Origin of the sequence: Psychrobacter sp. PAMC 21119 (assembly GCF_000247495.1) — a bacterium.
Classification (GTDB): domain Bacteria; phylum Pseudomonadota; class Gammaproteobacteria; order Pseudomonadales; family Moraxellaceae; genus Psychrobacter; species Psychrobacter glaciei.
This window is the reverse complement of record NZ_AHVZ01000039.1, coordinates 95,165-112,924: the sequence shown is the minus strand read 5'-3', so window position 1 is coordinate 112,924 and position 17,760 is coordinate 95,165. Positions and strand designations below refer to the sequence as shown.

The following is a 17,760-nucleotide window of genomic DNA, read 5'->3' as shown; positions in this document are numbered from 1 at the left end:
TACCCCTTATCGTATCGATCATATTCAGCCGATTTATTATGTCATTGATGATTTGGATACGTTATTCGATATCGTTAACAGCGACATCATGGGAATGGTCAAACAAGCCATGTCACTGGGATTGTTTGAGCCCGCTTATGCGGCAAAAAATGCTTAGGGCGTGTCTTCAATTCACTCGATAGTCATCTGAATGGGCTAAAAATGGCTAAATCTTGCCAAACATCGTCAAATAGCTGGTTAATATCCCGATATTATCTGCACTATTTTTCTTGTTTGACGGCAATTTATCTCATTTTTATCACCATTTTTGAAATGAAGACACGCCCTAGCCTAGCCACAATGACTGTGCCGCCTGTTATTGTCTTTATCTATAAATGTTGGTTAGAGTGAGTAGAGCAGCCTATGAATAATATCGATGTGAATGTTTCAAAGTGGTCAATCGCTAGCCGCTTATTTCACTGGATCAGTGCGGTTTTATTGCTGGTAACGTGGCTCATGATGCTGTTCTACCAAAATCTTAATGACAATCTCTATATTGGGCTACATAAGGCCTTTGGTATAAGCTTGTTATGTTGGATGATAGGGCGAGTTATCAATCGTGTGTTTACCAAAGTGCCACCAGCGTTACCGATGCCTAAGTGGCAGCTGTTGATGTCAAAGTTGTCGCACTTTGCGCTATATGCTTTGCTAATCGCGATGCCATTAGCTGGCCTACTGATGTCGGTCTATGGGGGTCGACGGGTAGATATATTTGGTTTATTTCAGATTCCTGTCTTTGTCACCCCAGACAGAGGTTTAGCGCGTTATTATAATGATTTACACGCTGATATTATCTGGCCCATGATTATTGCCTTTACGGTATTGCATATCGGTGCAGCTTTGTATCATCAGTTTGTCAAAAAAGACAATTTGATCGCACGTATAAAGTAACGACGAATCCAGGAAGTATACGTCCACAAAAAAGCCCTCAGTATTTTACTGAGGGCTTTTTTAGACTAGGGCTTAACTAGAGCGCTTGTTCCATATGCTTTTGAACAGATTACTTTTTATGCTCAGGCAAGTTGATATTCATCTCTAGCACATCTAAGCTGTCTTCAGAACGATGATTGATATTTACATCGTCAATTTGCACGCCATTGACGTACTTATTCACCACTTCTAGTATTTCACGTTTCATTTTTTCGATACGATCCGCTGTTAGGCGGTTGTTTAAGCGATTTTCACTCGCAACGATAACCTTGAGACGCTCAGTGGCTAAATTGGCACTGCCGACATTGCTGCTGTCATCAGTACCAAATAAATTGCTCCAAAATCCTTTTTTCTTACTCATCATTAACCCCCAAACCAGCGCTGTAATAAACTCTTTTTCTTTACGTCAATATGACGTAACGGCCGCTCTTCGCCTAAGAAACGGGCGACAATGTCATCATAACATTGACCAGCGATAGAATCGGTATAATGGATAACTGGCTCACCGTGGTTAGATGCCTCAAGCACTGAATGGCTTTCAGGGATAACGCCGAGTAACGGTACTTTTAAGATATCGTTAGAGATGGTATCGATGTCCATCATCTCATTCGCTGCCGCACGTTCGGCATTGTAGCGAGTGATAACTAAATGCTCACGGATAGAGCCTTGGTTCTCTTCGATCTTTTTGGTGCGGCTTTGTAAGATACCGATAATACGATCCGAGTCACGTACTGAAGAGATCTCAGGGTTGGTCACGATAATTGCTTCATCAGCATGATACATCGCTAACTGAGCACCGCGCTCGATACCAGCAGGAGAATCGCAAATGATATAGTCAAACTGCTTAGACAGTTCAGCCATTACTTCGGACACCCCTTCGTCTGTCAGCGCATCTTTGTCACGCGTCTGACTGGCAGGTAGGATATATAAGTTTTCAAGCTGTTTGTCTTTGACCAGTGCTTGTGACAAGCGCGCGTTACCGCTGATGACGTCTACAAAGTCATAAACAATTCGATTTTCACAGCCCATGATCAAGTCTAGGTTACGTAGACCCACATCAAAATCGATAACAACCGTCTTATAGCCACGCAACGCCAAACCAGCGGCAAAAGAGGCACTAGTGGTGGTTTTGCCCACACCGCCTTTACCTGAAGTGATTACAACAATCTTCGCCACAATGGCACACTCCTATGAATCAATGGGATATCTATTAAATAAAATAGCGCATTCTCTTATGCTTATTATTCACATGTAATATATGCGCTGCGAGCGTAAGCCTAGCATAAATAAACAAAAATTTATAGCAAGTCTGCACTAAAGCGAAAAACAACGATTATCTGCGTTAAGTGCTTCTGCCTATAGGTATTAGCACTGATAGATAGGTTACATAGTGGCAGAGTAAATTATTTGTCTTGAGACAGTTTTGTTAATCAAACTTACTGAAATATTAAGTAAGATATTTAACCGTTATTTTCTTAGCACTACAGCGAATGTCTTTGATGTTTATGTATAAAATTCGACAAATTAGCCGTCTAACTAGGCCTCATCCATCACGGTAAATACCAAACCTTGACCTTCTATAAAGCGTACTTGTACTGGTTTGTCGATTACGTGTTCCGGTAAATTGTCTCGTAGGCAGTAAGTGCCTGCGACTGACACCAATGACGGGTTAAAGACCTGACAAAAAATACGAGCATCTTTGTCGCCTGTTGCTCCTGCGACCAAACGACCTTGGGCGCGGCCATAGACATGCAAGCTGTTGTCGGTAATCGCTTCAGCACCACTGTTGACACTGTTGGTCAAAATCAAATCCCCACCGACGTGGTTAAGGCTCTGTCCTGAACGTAGCATTTGATCATAGATGAGGCTGGTGATATGTTCAGCGCTTACCAAGGTTTCTGCTGGAATATTGGCGATGGTCGTTTCGGTCGCTGTTTCAAGTGCGGGTTCAGACGCTGCAGCTACGTCATTCGTGCTGGTCGACTCTGTACTTTTGGCTTCTGATGCTTTACTGACCTGAGCAGTGGGTTTTTTACTGGGTAGAATACGCTCGATACGTTTGCCGTCGGCAGGAAATATCGCCAATCGCTGTTCACGTGCTTGTGTATCCAACACACCTGTCACGACACCGATAGGTTGCAATCCCCATGACCATAACAGCTCTACCAATGCAGACAGATCTTGTTCGACCTCGCTATCAATGAGGATAGGGATATTGCTGGATTTGTTGCTAAGCGTTTCAGCAAGCTGAGCCTCGATAGCGCTCAAGTCATCCGTACTGAACTGTAAGCGCGAAAAGGTGAGCATCTTGCCGTAAAAGGCGAGAGCAGGCGTAGCACTCGGGGTTGGGCTGCTGTTGTCGTTATTTAAAATCGTCATAAGATTGATCCTCAAAAAATATCGTATGGCTGCATGCGTACTATATTTATTATTATTTAGTGGTTATTTACTTAGGTGCTGGTTATTTATCAGCCATTTTTAGCAAAAATGTTATAAGTTAAGCATATCTTGGTGCTTCCATTGCTGCACTTTTATTTGTGCTTCAAATGCTGTCAAACTGTCTTCAATAATGCTAGAAATCAAAGTATCCAGCGCGGTGTTGTTGGTATCGATTTGTGCCACACCGCTGGCAATAGCGACCATCAATGCGTCGAGACGTTCTGCATCGAGTAGCCGCTCGTTTAAAGCAATGACCACATTTTCGCCAATATTGTGTCCCACATGCTGCAATTGCGACTCAATCAAGCCACCAGCGATGGGTATCATGCGCAAGTAGCGACGTAACTCTGGCGTATTGGCCAAACCTTCTTTGATCGCTTCGCCCATCGCACCAGCTATCATGTTATTGCCTCCTGGTGAGGCCGTCAGCGCTTGCAGTTTTGGCGCCAGCTCTGTGCGTAGTAGCGAAAGTAATGCTGTTTCAATCTCATGACGGTTGCGAGCAATCGTTGATTCGATCAATGATTTGTGCGTTTTGGTGTCGGTAAGCTGCACACGAAAATTATCGATTGCAGTCAAAATGACACGATCTGACAACTCTTCTAGTAGCAGATCAATATAGAATTTGATGCGGTCAATCCACGACTGCGGTAGTACTTGATAGCCAAGCTGATATAGTCGGCGGCCGATAACCACTACTCGAAATAACCGTAGCGCGCGTAGCTGCGGAAAACAGCCCAATACCTCATACCAGTGGACAAACGGAAAAAAGAACCAGCGATAATACACCTTTTCTTTAATGGCAATTGCCCAGCGTAATAATAGCTCGACGACTAAGAATATGGTGAAAAATCCACCCGCCGTACGCAACGGATCATGCAAAGTGCCTTGATACCAGTTAAGCGCATCACTCAGTGTCAGCCACCCTGCAACATTGCTACTAAAGTTACTCATCAAGATGGCATCTATGCTAATCAATAAGAGATCAATACTAATAGCAACAATCATCAAAATGTCATAAGTCAGCTTAAAGCGACTTGGTTTGGGACGATTTGACTGTGGTGACTGCTCGCTTGAGGGTTGCGTGCTCGGAGATTGACTGCTTGCTAAGTTTGATGACTCATTTGGCATTGCTGCGGTTAGTGGCGAGCTTTTAGTAGGAGAGGCGGGCACAGTCATACCTTTTAGTAAGAAATGGCATAAGAAATAATGTCGTCAGTAGACAGGGTCAGTGATGATATTACAACTGAATAAGCGAGCGTTTTAATGACTATTCACATTATCAATGAATGCCATCAAAAAACAACCCATCAACCATTATAATTTGGTATTTTATATCAATTGAGTAAAACCTGATATTAGGGCGTGTCCTCAATCTGAACAGTAAACTGTAAACGGGCTAAAAATGGCTAAATATTTGCCAAACTGCGTCAAGTAGTACAGATAATATCTCGATATTATCTGTACTACTTTCCTTGTTTAGCTGCCATTTATCTCATTTTTATCGCCATTTTCAAAACGAGGACACGTCCTAGCCAGCTTTTAGTATTTATATTGCAGCATAAAAAGTATAGCAACATTGTGATTTGCAGATTTACTGAGGAAAATAGTTTATCGTTCAGTCTATTTGCTCTGCGGGTTATCTGCAAAGTCAGCAAGCATGGTAGTAATAAGGCCATCTTTTTGACACCATATCTGTTCAACCCAATCGAACATTTTAGCTTTTATTGCCTCATCCTCTTCATAGCCACCATTTTTGATACCAGCAAACAGTTCGTCAGGTATCTTAATATACTGAACGTCAACGCCCAAGCGTCTGATATTGCCTTTCCATAGATCACCATAGGTTGGTACGCCATCCGGATAAACAATGGTCATATCCAAAATACCATCGATGTCATCCCCTAAGGCATTGATAGCCAGCGCCAAGCCACCCGCACGCGGTTTCAGTAAATGCGTATAAGGTGCATTTTGTTTGTCATGTTTTTCTTGGGTAAAGCGCGTGCCTTCTAAATAGTTTAATAAGGTGAACGGTTTGTCTTTTAATAACGCGCAGGCACGCTTGGCCTCTTCAATGTCTTTGCCCTTTAATGCAGGGTTTTTGGCAACCTTTTCTTTAGGATGGCGGCGCATCATTGGGAAGTCTAAAAAATAAAAGGCTTGACCAACGATTGGGATATAAATCAGCTCAAACTTGGTAAAAAATCGGGTGAGGGGCAGGCGCTGTTCACCAATGTATTGCACGATACTGGTATCGACCCATGACTGATGATTGCTAACCAGTAGGTATTTACCGGCCATATGGACGTCATCGGGTAAGTTGATACGCCAATCTTTACGTGGCAACATATTATCGATCAAGGCGTTGTTACTACTAATCCAGTGGGCAGCAATTTTTATCACGGTTTTATCCGCAATGGGTGCTCCAGTAATCATCTTGGTCGCGCCCATTAGCCATAGCGGGATACTATAACCAAAGCTATTGGCCGCGATGACACTGGCTGCTGTAGTCAGCGAAACCGCCTTGCCCAATTTTGGGGCGCGTTGATGTATTCTTTGAATAGTAGAGGTCAGGCGCATGTTTAATCCCTGTCTATCGATATTGTTGATATATAAATACTCCATTTCTGAAGTCGTTATTTCCAAAATTTTTGGCGTTTTATAGGGTTGAAATCGCGCTATATGTTTAGTGGTGTTATTAGCGCTGCTTCACGGTCGACTTTATTGCATGATTTTAACAGAAATTATTCATAGTGTACGACTGTAAACGTGACTTGCCATGTCTGGCCTAGCAGACATGGATAATACAAAGGAGAAGGGTGCGAACCCTCCTGCACTTCTCATACATAGTTGTGACAAAATATTACACATAAATAGATGGTAATTGCCATAATAATGATGAACGCAAGATAAGCACCTAAATAAGATTCGTAAATAATCTTTATAAAAAGCACAGCTTAGCAAAGCACAATTTTAATTTAATTCTTAAGAGGAAATATTATGCGTAACACATTAATGATTGCCGCAGTCGCATCTGGTTTAGCACTTAGTGGTTGTGCTACTGATCCAAACACTGGACAACAACGTTTGAACAAAACTGCTATCGGTACATTGGCAGGTGCTTTAGGTGGTGCAACCATCTCTAAAGCAACTGGTGGCGACAAAACTGGCCGCGATGCAGCTATTGGTGCCGCATTGGGCGCTGGTGTTGGTTATTACATGGAGCGTCAAGCTAAGCAGCTTGAGCAACAAATGGCTGGTACAGGCGTAACGGTTGAGCAAAACCCAACGACTGGTAACATTGACTTAGTTATGCCAGGCAGCATCACCTTCTCATTTGATGATGCTACCTTGAGCTCATCGTTCAAGCCAACACTTGATAAACTTGCTTCAACGATGAACCAGTACAACAAAACATCAGTTAACATTGCTGGTCATACCGATAGTAAAGGCTCAGCATCATATAACATGGGTCTATCACGTGATCGTGCTTACTCAGTGGCTAACTACCTAACTGCTCGTGGTGTTGCTTCTAACCGTGTCAACGTTGTTGCTTATGGCGAATCACGTCCAGTAGCTGACAACAACACTGATTATGGTCGTCAGCAAAACCGCCGTGTTGAGCTAACGATTAACTCGCCACAAAGCGTAAACTAATAAATGGTTTGATCACCATTAATTTTAGTCGCTTACAGTAAGAATAGTGCAAAAAAGGTCAGCAATACGCTGGCCTTTTTTTGGGCTTAGAATTTAATAAGCCAGCTTCTGATCAACGGTAAGACCCAATCCTTAAATTATATTTGATAATAGTTATCAATAACATTATAATTCGCAAATATTTGAATATTTCAGCAATAGTGATGACAGTGTTTAGCAGCTATGACCCTATACATCAGTCATTTACTGTACTTGCCTTTTTTTATAATGTATCTCATCGAGGATGTGTATGAATATGACCACAGTGACGAGCCGTAAAATTTTACCGACTACTTTAGCCGCTGCGCTTGCAGGGATACTGATGGTATCGGGTTGTACTAAGCAAGCCAATGACGCCACTGATGCACAAACAGAGGTACAAAATACAGACGCTGCCAATAATAAAACCACATCAGGCGCAGAGCAAGCCAATATCGACCGCTTGGCACTTAGCTATGTAAATATGGCTCATGCTGCCTATAAAGATTCATTAGATACCGCAAAGACCTTGCAGACAGCAGTGAATGCTTATGTAGATGCGCCAACTGAAGCGAACCTTGAGGCGGCAAAAGCTGCCTATAAAGCGGCGCGTCAGCCTTACTCACAGACTGAAGTGTTCCGTTTTGATGAAGCATTTGTGAGCGCTGATGACCAGCGTGAGATTGGTAGCGTCGATGGCTGGGAAGGACAGGTCAATGCATGGCCGCTCGATGAAGCGCTCATTGATTACGTCAGCGACGATTACGAAGGTGAATATAACAGTCAAGACAATATCATCAATAGTGATAGCATTGCCGTCGGTAGCATTAAGCAAGATACCAGCACGATTACACCGCAACTATTAGCAGACATGAATGAAATCGGTGGTAGTGAAGCCAACGTGACGACCGGCTATCATGCGATTGAGTTTATGCTATGGGGACAAGATACCAATGGCGTCGGTGAAGGTGCAGGCAACCGTCCGATCAGCGATTACAATACCACCGATGGCAAATGTACTAGTGGTGAAAGCGCCAATACCGATGCAAGCATTTGTGAGCGTCGTGGCGAATTCTTAAAGGCCGCTGCGCAGTTATTGGTTGATGATTTGACCGCGATGGAAGCCCAGTGGCAGCCTGACAGTGAGCATACCTTACGCAGCGATATGATAGCGCGTAAAGATAACAATGGCCTGCGCCAGATTATGTATCAGATGGGCAGCTTGGCATTTGGCGAGCTGGCCTCTCAGCGTATGCAGGTCGCTTTCGTCACAGGATCTACCGAAGACGAACACGAATGCTTTAGTGACTTGACCCATCTTAGCTACGCCAATAATGCTCGCGGTATTCAGAATGTCTTTAATGGCAGCTACAAAACCCTCGCGGATAAAACCGTTGGTGGCTATGGCGTGAAGAACTACCTGATTGATACGGGTCATCAGGATGTTGCTGATAAGCTGGCTGCTGACTTTAGTAAAGTAGAAAGTGATTTTAATATCATCGTTGAAAAAGGCGAAAAAGAAGGTATTAAGATTGATCAAATGATCGCGACCGTTGGCCAAGCAAGTAAACAAGGTATCTCTGCTGAAGAGCAAAATGCTCGTCGTGGTTGGATCGAGACTGCTATTACCAGCTTGCAGGAATTGACGACTGGTATCGAAAGCGCGGCAAAAGCGGCTGGTATTGATAATCTAGATGCTGATGCGGGTTCATAGTTTTAAGCTAGGCTGTTTATACGTTTACTAGGGCGTGTCTTCATTTCAAAAATGGTGATAAAAATGAGATAAATTGCCGTCAAACAAGAAAAATAGTGCAGATAATATCGGGATATTAACCAGCTATTTGACGATGTTTGGCAAGATTTAGCCATTTTTAGCCCATTCAGATGATTATCGAGTGAATTGAAGACACGCCCTAGCGTCAGTTGTATTCATTTATAATGCCTGATAAGTCGCTATAAGTGAATGAGAATTATTTTCATAAGAAAGTAATTTATGTATAATACACACGTTGTCAATCTCGGTTGGCAATGTGTTTTTTTATGCCCTATTAAAATAGCGCTACCAGCCAGCCTTTTTACAGTTGTACCCTGTTGACTGTAACGACATATTGTTATGGTGCGCGATTTTGATGGTTCTATACTAGCGCTAAGGCAATGCTTATGAACGCCATTTCTGCCACGAAAGACAAACTATCTATGTCTCTTCATACCTCTTTATTGTCTAAAAATACATCATTAAAGCTTGCGCTTAGTGCTCTCTGCATACTGTCACTTACAGCTTGTCAGCCCACTGACAGCTCATCCGCTAATAAGAATGACGTCAATGCTGACAAGCAGGATCAGGATAAAGCCTTGTCTGCTGAACGCAGTCAAAATATCGAAGCGCTGGCTGGGGTGCCCATGCAGCAGCTTGCCTCCTTTGACCCGCAAGAGATTAAACAAGGCGGTGATAGCGGTATTAGTATTACCAGTGCTGAGAGTTACTCAAAACCTTCATCAAATCTCACTGCCTTACGCAAAGGTTCTTTTTTCATTGGTAATGCGTTCTTTCAACAACCGTGGGTGATTGCCCCTGCTAGCACGGACAGCCGTGACGGTCTTGGCGCGTTATTCAATGTCGCCGCCTGCCAATCATGCCATGTCAAAGATGGTCGTGGTCACGCGCCGATGAGCAGCAAGGACGATGCTGATAGTTTATTAATACGTCTGTCTATGCCAGCGACAACGGATGAGCAGCGTCAGCAATTGCAGGATTCCCTGATCGAAAAAGTAGTGCATCCTATGTATGGCGGTCAGCTACAAGATCGCGGTATTCAGGGTGTACCAGCCGAAGCGCGAATTGCGGTACAGTGGACCGATATGCCAGTTACCTTTGCCGATGGTTATGTTGAAACCCTACGTGCGCCTAGCTTTAAGTTGACCAAACCCGGCTATGGGGCGTTTGATAATGAAATGATGGTATCACCGCGAGTGGCTTTACCAATGATTGGGCTTGGGCTCTTAGAACAAATACCTGACGATGATATTAAAAAACAAGCGGTCAATAACAATAGTACTAGCGACATCAGTGGCAAGTTTAACTGGGTGATGGACCCGCAAACTGGCAAGCATGCGCTTGGTCGTTTTGGTTGGAAAGCTGGTCAAACCAAGCTGATTACACAAAACCAAAGTGCCTTTAATGAGGATATGGGGCTGACCTCAAACATTCGTCCTCATGAGTCCTGCATGCCGAGCCAAACCGCTTGTATTAACGCGACTACTGGCGCTGATGAGCAAGGTAATGGTAAGCCGCTCGTCGAAGTGAATGATGAAATAGCCAAGTTTGTAGAATTTTATACGCGGAATTTAGCCGTGCCCCATCGTCGCAATGCCAACGATAAGCTGGTACTGGCTGGTAAAAAACATTTTTATGATATGGGTTGTCAAAGTTGCCATACGCCAAGATATCAGTTGCCAAAAACCGATGACGATCATCTTGAGCAGCATGGACAAGTCATTTATCCTTATACGGATTTGCTGCTGCATGATATGGGTGATGCGCTTGCCGATCGCACGATAGCGGGCAAACTACCAGCAAAAGATGCGCAAGTTGAGTTTTTGGCCAACTCATACGAGTGGCGTACTCCTGCATTGTGGGGAATTGGTCTGGCTCAAACCGTCGATCCACAAGCGACCTTTTTACATGATGGTCGCGCGCGCACGCTGATGGAAGCAGTGCTATGGCATGGCGGTGAAGCAGAAAGGCAACGCCAAAAAGTGTTGAAATTAGATAAGCAAGGACGCGCTGAATTAAACGCCTTCTTAAAATCATTATAAAAATGATATAAATTATTACTTATCCCATTACCGAGAAACTTATGAAAATAAATCCTGCATTAGCAATGGCGTTATCGGCACTGAGTGCTGGATTACTCATCAGTTGTGTCAAGCCTGCCGATGAGAATAAAACAGCAGAGGTGGATAGCCAAGCCGTCGCGCAAGATAGTGCCACTTCAAACAGTACGGCCGCCGATAGCGCGAATGACGAACAGATAGTCGCCATAGATATCAGCGCGGAGACCGAAAAGACCTATCTGACGCATGTGGCTGAAGACATTGTCATTCCAGCTTATGCGGATGCGGCGAAGCAAAGTGGTTTGTTACATGATTTGGCGCAGAAGCATTGTCAGCAAGCGCCTGTCAGCGGTGATGAGTTACAAGCGTTACGTGCTCAGTGGCTGGTACTGGCACAAGCATGGGCGAGTGCTGAGATGATCAACTTCGGTCCTGCGACTGCTAGTATGAGCAACTTGTACATCAATTATTACCCTGACGAGCGCGGTCTGGTGCACAGTGGTGTTGCAGAGCTAATCGCGGCCAATCCAAAACTAACCCCAGAGCAGCTCGCTAACGAGAGCGCTATTGTGCAAGGTGTACCAGGTCTGGAAGAGGCGCTATTTGCCAATGACAGCTTGAATGCTGCTCAATGTGCTTATGTGGTCAGCGCCAGCGCGGCACTAAGCACGCGATTAAAAGACATCGAAAGTAACTGGCAGCAGAACGCCACGACTTTACTGGCGATTGATAAAACGGCTGATAGCGATCAAGGTTTGAACCAGTGGTTTAACGCTTTATTGTCATTGATTGAGACGATGAAGACCAATGCTATTGATGAACCATTAGGTCTCACAGGCAAAGCCAAGGGACATCTGCCTGCTGCTACTGCTGGACAAAGCCGCGCTATTATCAATGCTAAGTTGGCTACCTTGAATAAAACGCTGACTGACCCGGTATTGACGGCCATTCTTGGTAGCAATGATGAGAATGCTATTGCGGCCAGTCTATCAAGCGAGCTGGCTGATACGACCACGCTATTGGCGCAGATGCCAGAGGATTTAGCGACTGCCGATAAAGCCAAGCAGCAAGAATTGTTTGATCATTTTACGACCATTACCCGTCTGCTGAAACGCCAATTGATTCCGACCCTCGGCATCCGTGTTGGCTTTAACAGCAACGATGGCGATTAAGTCATGCAAATCTCTGAAGCCAATACCGCTGCCATAGCCAAATCTCATAGCGCGTCATCTAAAGCAGCGCCTAAACCGGCAAACAAGCGCTCAAATCATGAGCAGCTGGTGACTTCGGCCTTGACTACGCTTGGTAGCGTATTGGGAACGGTGGCACTGATTGGTATACATCATCACTATCGCAAGCAGCATCAGCCTGAAGCAAAGTTGCAAGATTATGTGTCGGGTGTGCGTGCTCAGCTGCATACATTGCAAGCATCGCCCAAGCCACAGCTAACCCGTTTTCGCTACGCCTATCAGCAAGCATCTGCTGCGTGGCAACGGGCTTATCATGATGATATCGATGATAAAAATTATGATAGTAAAAATACCGTCACTGACCTGACGGCAATACATAGCACCATTATGTTGGCGCGTCCAGTATGCTGGGTCAGTGGCGTGGCATCCATGCCAAAAAACCTATCATTGATAAATAACGATGACAGTAATGATGACAATAATGATGAAACTGGTTTTGGGGTGGTCGGCATTGATGCAGACCGACAAATCGTTTGGCAAACGACCATGCCTGAGCGTGTCCATGATATCGTTGTCCAGCCAATCGTTAATATTCAAAACAATCAAAACAATCAAAACAGATTAAATGCTCATAACTGTCAACGCGATGTCGTGGTGTTGGGTCGCCGCCCCAGTGAAAGTTTTTGGGTATTAGACACAGCGACAGGACAGGTAAAGTTTGCTATAAAAGCGACTACTAATCGCCATTTTTATGGGCATGCTTGTTACAGTTTAGATGGCTCAAAGCTATACGTCACTGAGAATGATACGATAAGCTTGGCGGGTAAAATTGGTATCTACGATGCTCATGATAACTATAATAAAATAGCCGAATTTGACTCGCACGGTATTGGGCCACATGAGTTGATCATGCATCCAGATGGCGAGACACTGGTCATCGCTAACGGCGGTATCAAAACCGAACAAGCCTCTCGTGAAGAGCTGAATCTCGATACCATGCGTCCATCGTTGACTTATTTGAGTCGTCATGATGGGACGCTGCTTGAGCAAATTATCCCTGAACACAATCAGATGAGTGTGCGTCATTTGGCCATACATGACGATGGCACGGTGATGATTGGTATTCAATTCCAAGGTGAAAAACATACCAATGTGCCGTTAGTGCTGACCCATCATCGCGGTGATTCTGACTTTAAACCATTGGTTATGCCCAATAATCACTGGCAATGCTTCCATCAATACATTGCCAGTGTCGCGGTTGATAGTGAGCGCAATCTGTTATGTGTGACCACACCAATTGGCGGTTGTGCAGCGATTTATGATTTAAACACACGCATGCTGATTGATGCTGTGCGTTTGCCGGATTGTGCAGGCGCTTCGCTAATAGCTGGTCAGGTCACTGGTCAAACTAAAAATAATCATGGAGCGTCAGGCTTTATCGTCAGCGATGGGCACGGGAAGCTGACAAGATTGAGGGTGAATACCCTACCAGTAGAAACATCGGATGTAGCAGAATCAAATTCAAAGCATACTGCCGACATTATGGTGCAGGACAGTCAAATACATAATATGTCTTTTGACAATCATTTGCAGGCAGTTTTAGCATAAGCGGTGTAAGGGAGAAACCATAATGCCGCAACAGAGTACGTCTCTAGTGTTAGATACGGCCAAACACCAGCTGGCACAAGCGGGTATTGCGCTGCACGTGAGTAAAAAGCGCGTCAAAAATATCAATTTTCGCTTAAAGCCTTATGCGCTCATGGTCTCTGTACCGATGTCTATCAGCGCCAGCCAAATCGCTCAGTCTGTCGACAAGCGCGTATCATGGGCGCTAGACAACCATCCGCAAGTGTTAGCGCGTTATCATCACAAGCAAACCCCGAAACCCAAAGCGTCAACCTCGGATAGTTCCGTCCTCTTATGGGGCATCGAACAATCATTGAGGCTAAATCACGATGAAAAAATCGCTTATTATCGGCAACAACTTACTGAAGTAAATCCAGCACTATTTGCCAAGTGGCAACCGATAGTCGGTGCTACTGCTAATGAAGTTCGACTGAAAAAAATGCATACGCGCTGGGGCAGTTGCAATACTCGTGCGCGTCGAATTTGGTTATCCGTATATCTTCCTGCTTATCCGATTGAATGCACCGAATACGTCATTGTCCATGAGCTGTGTCATTTGCATCATGCCAATCACAGCAAGGCATTTTGGCAAACGGTAGCGGCAGCGATGCCAGATTATCAGCAGTGGCACGATATGCTAGCGGGCAAGTCGGGTCAGCTGGATTAAGCGCCTCACACAAATCCTATAAAGGCATTCGTTAACCCTAATATACCTGCTATGATAAGCGCTCACGTCGCAGTATACAGCGTATCATTCAAATAATAGAATGATAGGTATATTGTAGATGCATGGTATATACAGGGATGTCATATGGACAACGTCAATCAAGCCGAATTTTGGCAGCAGCGTTATGAGACTGGTAGCATACAGTGGGATATGGGACAGGTGTCACCACCGCTAAAAGCTTACATCGATCAACTGCCTGCGTCTGCTAAAGATCAGGCTATTCTAGTGCCAGGGGCAGGAAATGCCTATGAGGTTGGCTATCTACACGAGCAGGGTTTTACCAATGTCACATTGGTTGATTTTGCGCCTGCACCGATTGATGCATTTGCAGAGCGCTATCCTGATTTCCCAGCGGCGCACCTGATTTGTGCAGATTTTTTTAATTTATCACCTGAGCAGCATCAATTTGATTGGGTGCTTGAGCAGACGTTTTTTTGTGCGATAAATCCGTCACGTCGTGATGAATATGTCGAGCAGATGGCAGCCTTATTAAAGCCGCAAGGCAAACTGGTTGGCCTGCTTTTCAATGTGGATTTTGGCCGTGATGAACCACCTTTTGGTGGCACAAAAGATGAATATCAGCAGCGTTTTGAGCAGTATTTTGATATAGAGATGATGGAAGCCAGCTATAACTCGCATTCTGCACGTCAAGGCAGTGAGTTATTCATCAAGCTGCAAGCGAAGTAAGCTCACGCTTGATATTATCTCGCGCTTGCCATTCTAATCGTTCAAAGTAATAATCGGTCAGATACAGTTTTGGATGCGCCAACAATCCTTTTAACACCGCTGTCCGTCCGATACAGTAATCGGTAACTGGCACATGTGCATACTCTTTACGTACCGCAGATGCGTACGGTTCATATTCAGACCATGCAGCACCCAAAACGCTCAAATCCATATCTAACAGATAAGCCGCATCGCTGCGTTTATTATCATCGGTTAACTCATCAAGTTGATGGGTAGCTGTCATCATGATAAGTGCATAGATATATTGGCATTGTTCCGCGCTCAAATATTTCTGTAACGCTTCCACCGCATAGTCTGCACTTTTAAGCTCATTATCTGCCCATGTTGGCTCGTATATCACATCGTGATAATACAGCGCTAAAGCGATGATATGCGGCTCATAAAGGTTGTGCTTAGCTTGCTCAAACTGCGCAAACAACTGCTTAAGGTGGTGCAGGGTGTGATAAGCGCGATGGGCTTCGTTATAACGGGTAGTGACAGCTTGCCAAAGCGCCTCTACCTCTACTCGATCAATACTATTAGCGATGGCAGACAAGTGCATGGCGAAATGCTGACCAAGGTCGGACGTTACGTGCGAAACATCGTTCATATATATTCTACAATGCCTAGTTTATGATTGTTCTAACGGTCAAATCAGTCCTTATGAGCTGCATCTTCAAAGGCTTGTTTAAACACCTTGCCCAATAGATTTACATCGTCGACACGGGCATAATTCAAGCGGGTGACAAAGGCGATATGGCGATGTGGGCCTGTTTCTGCCAATGGCACCGCGACCGCATTTTGGTTTTGCAGATGCAATTGATCCAGCGCCATCTCAGGTACTAAAGTTGTGCCCATATTAGCGAGTGCCATCTGAATGAGCGTGTTTAAGCTAGCGTCAGAAAAGCTCGATTTCATTTGCGCCCGATCAAAATGACAAACCGATAGCGTCTGATCGGTCAGGCAATGTCCTTCACCCAGCAGCATGAGATTGGCAGTAGCGAGATCCTCAGAATCAATGGTGTCAAGCTTGGCATGGACATCGCCTTTTGGGAATACTGCGAAGAAGTCTTCACTCCAAAACTCAAAACTGTGCAATCCGTCTACGGCATAGGGTAGTGCAATGATGGCCGTGTCAATATGACCGTAACGCACTTGCTCAAGCAAGCGTTCGGTTTGTTGCTCGACGATGGTCATGCGAAATTCTGGATAATTGGCTCGCAGTGCAGGCAGTACCTTTGGTAGTAGATAAGGAGCAATCGTTGGAATGATACCTACGGTCATCGGGTAGGCAAGCGGCGTTTGATGACTGTGCGCACGGGTGGTCAAGTCGCTCACTTCAGAAAACACACGCTGCGCCCGCGTCAGGATATCTTGCCCAATAGGGGTGATAAGCACTTGTTTGTTATTACGCTCAAAAATCTGTGTGTCTAGTTGCTTTTCTAATTCTGCGATACCTAAGCTCAGCGCAGACTGCGAAATATTACAATCTTCTGCTGCCCGTTTGAAATGGCGGTGTTTAGCGACTGCTAAAGCAAATTCAAGTTGACGTAAGGTAATCATAAGACCTCTTTTTTGGTTGTTTTTCACGCAAATGACGATACTTATGCATCTTAGTCATTATCGAGATTTACCGATAGCACACTGATGACATGAAGTAGATAGAATAGTTTAACAAGTTTAATAAAACAAAACATCAGATTAAAAACTTTTAACTGGATTAACCATAGAATTCGCGTATAGTTTGTCAGGTAGCCCAGATAGTTCAAGGCTTAACAGAAACAATCAAATAAATAAGCACCATTAAATTAATCACACTTAATCAAAAAAGGAGCCAATCATGGCGTCTATTATCAATCAAGAAATCCCAGAATTTTCAGCAGATGCATATGTAAACGGTGAGTTCAAAACCATCACTTCAGAAGATGTAAAAGGTAACTGGGCAATTTTTCTATTTTACCCAGCTGACTTTACTTTTGTTTGCCCAACTGAGCTTGAAGACATGGCAAACCATTACGAAGAGCTACAAGGTTTGGGCGTAGAAGTATACTCAGTATCGACTGACACTCATTTCACGCATAAAGCATGGCATGATTCTTCAGACGCAATTGGTAAAGTAAACTATCCAATGATCGGCGATCCTACTGGTAAAATCACTCGTGGTTTTAACGTGATGATCGAAGAAGCAGGTCTAGCTGAGCGCGGTACATTCTTAATCGATCCAGACGGTTTGATTCAGGTTGCTGAGATTCATGCTGGCGGTATTGGCCGTAGCGCAAAAGACATGCTGCGTAAAGTAAAAGCGGCACAATATGTCCGTGAAAACGATGGTGAAGTTTGTCCAGCAGCTTGGGAACAAGGCGGCGATACATTGAAGCCAAGTCTTGACCTAGTCGGTAAAATTTAGGTTAGTAAAACCTAAGTAGTTATCCAACTATTTAGCGATAGGTAGCGCTGTTTTTATTATTTTCTAATTTGAACCAGTGCTATAAATAAAGACCCCATCAGCCTACGTTGATGGGGTCTTTTTATATCTTAAGCTAAAGTTTTATTAGTGTTATTTATCGGTTATAA

Annotated in this window: 16 protein-coding genes; 9 read left to right on the top strand and 7 right to left on the bottom strand. The window is 44.3% G+C overall.

The features are described 5' to 3' along the window. Positions 1-402: 402 nt before the first annotated feature. Positions 403-930: a cytochrome b gene (locus tag RH96_RS12845; protein ID WP_010201591.1), complete on the top strand. Its 528-nt coding sequence runs from the start codon at positions 403-405 to the stop codon at positions 928-930. Positions 931-1,039: 109 nt separating this feature from the next. On the opposite strand, the gene minE is transcribed toward RH96_RS12845, so the two are convergent. From minE to RH96_RS12820, 5 genes are all read right to left on the bottom strand, one after another. Further along, positions 1,040-1,330, bottom strand: a complete 291-nt coding sequence (minE, locus tag RH96_RS12840) for a cell division topological specificity factor MinE (protein ID WP_010201590.1) — start codon at positions 1,328-1,330, stop codon at positions 1,040-1,042. A 2-nt stretch (positions 1,331-1,332) separates the two neighbouring features. Then, on the bottom strand, positions 1,333-2,145 hold the full coding sequence (gene minD / locus RH96_RS12835) for a septum site-determining protein MinD (RefSeq protein WP_010201589.1): 813 nt from the start codon (positions 2,143-2,145) through the stop codon (positions 1,333-1,335). A 360-nt stretch (positions 2,146-2,505) separates the two neighbouring features. After that, positions 2,506-3,348 (bottom strand): septum site-determining protein MinC, encoded by an 843-nt coding sequence (gene minC, locus RH96_RS12830; RefSeq protein ID WP_010201588.1) that lies wholly within the window; start codon positions 3,346-3,348, stop codon positions 2,506-2,508. 111 nt (positions 3,349-3,459) lie between these two features. Further along, positions 3,460-4,581: a hypothetical protein gene (locus RH96_RS12825; RefSeq protein WP_010201587.1), complete on the bottom strand. Its 1,122-nt coding sequence runs from the start codon at positions 4,579-4,581 to the stop codon at positions 3,460-3,462. Positions 4,582-5,031: 450 nt separating this feature from the next. Further along, complete coding sequence (locus tag RH96_RS12820; RefSeq protein WP_037033666.1) at positions 5,032-5,988, bottom strand: acyltransferase; 957 nt, start codon at positions 5,986-5,988, stop codon at positions 5,032-5,034. Between the two features lie 420 nt (positions 5,989-6,408). On the opposite strand from RH96_RS12820, the gene RH96_RS12815 reads away from it, so the two are divergent. The 7 genes from RH96_RS12815 to RH96_RS12785 all read left to right on the top strand — a co-directional run bounded on the left by RH96_RS12815 (position 6,409) and on the right by RH96_RS12785 (position 15,147). Then, positions 6,409-7,065 (top strand): OmpA family protein, encoded by a 657-nt coding sequence (locus RH96_RS12815; RefSeq protein WP_010201583.1) that lies wholly within the window; start codon positions 6,409-6,411, stop codon positions 7,063-7,065. Positions 7,066-7,354: 289 nt separating this feature from the next. After that, entirely contained in the window at positions 7,355-8,797 is a 1,443-nt protein-coding gene (locus RH96_RS12810) for an imelysin family protein (protein ID WP_010201582.1), read from the top strand. 446 nt (positions 8,798-9,243) lie between these two features. Continuing rightward, positions 9,244-10,899 (top strand): di-heme oxidoredictase family protein, encoded by a 1,656-nt coding sequence (locus RH96_RS12805; protein ID WP_010201581.1) that lies wholly within the window; start codon positions 9,244-9,246, stop codon positions 10,897-10,899. A gap of 41 nt (positions 10,900-10,940) precedes the next feature. Beyond that, positions 10,941-12,089, top strand: coding sequence for an imelysin family protein (locus RH96_RS12800; RefSeq protein WP_010201580.1), 1,149 nt, complete (start codon positions 10,941-10,943; stop codon positions 12,087-12,089). 3 nt (positions 12,090-12,092) lie between these two features. Beyond that, a complete protein-coding gene (locus RH96_RS12795; protein ID WP_010201578.1) occupies positions 12,093-13,715 on the top strand; it encodes a DUF1513 domain-containing protein in 1,623 nt (540 codons plus the stop codon). 22 nt (positions 13,716-13,737) lie between these two features. After that, positions 13,738-14,400, top strand: coding sequence for a M48 family metallopeptidase (locus RH96_RS12790; RefSeq protein WP_010201576.1), 663 nt, complete (start codon positions 13,738-13,740; stop codon positions 14,398-14,400). Between the two features lie 144 nt (positions 14,401-14,544). Continuing rightward, positions 14,545-15,147: a methyltransferase domain-containing protein gene (locus tag RH96_RS12785; RefSeq protein ID WP_010201568.1), complete on the top strand. Its 603-nt coding sequence runs from the start codon at positions 14,545-14,547 to the stop codon at positions 15,145-15,147. Here the strand turns inward: RH96_RS12785 and RH96_RS12780 are convergent. Both RH96_RS12780 and RH96_RS12775 read right to left on the bottom strand, forming a co-directional pair. After that, the gene (locus RH96_RS12780; RefSeq protein ID WP_010201566.1) at positions 15,128-15,796 is read right to left on the bottom strand and encodes a hypothetical protein; all 669 of its coding nucleotides are present in this window, start codon (positions 15,794-15,796) and stop codon (positions 15,128-15,130) included. The genes RH96_RS12785 and RH96_RS12780 overlap by 20 nt on opposite strands. 44 nt (positions 15,797-15,840) lie before the next feature. Further along, positions 15,841-16,749, bottom strand: coding sequence for a hydrogen peroxide-inducible genes activator (locus tag RH96_RS12775; protein ID WP_010201564.1), 909 nt, complete (start codon positions 16,747-16,749; stop codon positions 15,841-15,843). Between the two features lie 277 nt (positions 16,750-17,026). On the opposite strand from RH96_RS12775, the gene ahpC reads away from it, so the two are divergent. Continuing rightward, a complete protein-coding gene (ahpC, locus tag RH96_RS12770) occupies positions 17,027-17,593 on the top strand; it encodes an alkyl hydroperoxide reductase subunit C (RefSeq protein ID WP_010201562.1) in 567 nt (188 codons plus the stop codon). Positions 17,594-17,760 lie beyond the last annotated feature (167 nt).

What these genes read in the sequence shown, in the direction of transcription:
- RH96_RS12845 (WP_010201591.1), top strand. Translation starts at nt 403, where the DNA reads ATGAATAATATCGATGTGAATGTTTCAAAGTGGTCAATCGCTAGCCGC.
- minE (WP_010201590.1), bottom strand. Translation starts at nt 1,330, where the DNA reads ATGAGTAAGAAAAAAGGATTTTGGAGCAATTTATTTGGTACTGATGAC.
- minC (WP_010201588.1), bottom strand. Translation starts at nt 3,348, where the DNA reads ATGACGATTTTAAATAACGACAACAGCAGCCCAACCCCGAGTGCTACG.
- RH96_RS12820 (WP_037033666.1), bottom strand. Translation starts at nt 5,988, where the DNA reads ATGCGCCTGACCTCTACTATTCAAAGAATACATCAACGCGCCCCAAAA.
- RH96_RS12815 (WP_010201583.1), top strand. Translation starts at nt 6,409, where the DNA reads ATGCGTAACACATTAATGATTGCCGCAGTCGCATCTGGTTTAGCACTT.
- RH96_RS12810 (WP_010201582.1), top strand. Translation starts at nt 7,355, where the DNA reads ATGAATATGACCACAGTGACGAGCCGTAAAATTTTACCGACTACTTTA.
- RH96_RS12805 (WP_010201581.1), top strand. Translation starts at nt 9,244, where the DNA reads ATGAACGCCATTTCTGCCACGAAAGACAAACTATCTATGTCTCTTCAT.
- RH96_RS12800 (WP_010201580.1), top strand. Translation starts at nt 10,941, where the DNA reads ATGAAAATAAATCCTGCATTAGCAATGGCGTTATCGGCACTGAGTGCT.
- RH96_RS12795 (WP_010201578.1), top strand. Translation starts at nt 12,093, where the DNA reads ATGCAAATCTCTGAAGCCAATACCGCTGCCATAGCCAAATCTCATAGC.
- RH96_RS12790 (WP_010201576.1), top strand. Translation starts at nt 13,738, where the DNA reads ATGCCGCAACAGAGTACGTCTCTAGTGTTAGATACGGCCAAACACCAG.
- RH96_RS12785 (WP_010201568.1), top strand. Translation starts at nt 14,545, where the DNA reads ATGGACAACGTCAATCAAGCCGAATTTTGGCAGCAGCGTTATGAGACT.
- RH96_RS12780 (WP_010201566.1), bottom strand. Translation starts at nt 15,796, where the DNA reads ATGAACGATGTTTCGCACGTAACGTCCGACCTTGGTCAGCATTTCGCC.
- RH96_RS12775 (WP_010201564.1), bottom strand. Translation starts at nt 16,749, where the DNA reads ATGATTACCTTACGTCAACTTGAATTTGCTTTAGCAGTCGCTAAACAC.
- ahpC (WP_010201562.1), top strand. Translation starts at nt 17,027, where the DNA reads ATGGCGTCTATTATCAATCAAGAAATCCCAGAATTTTCAGCAGATGCA.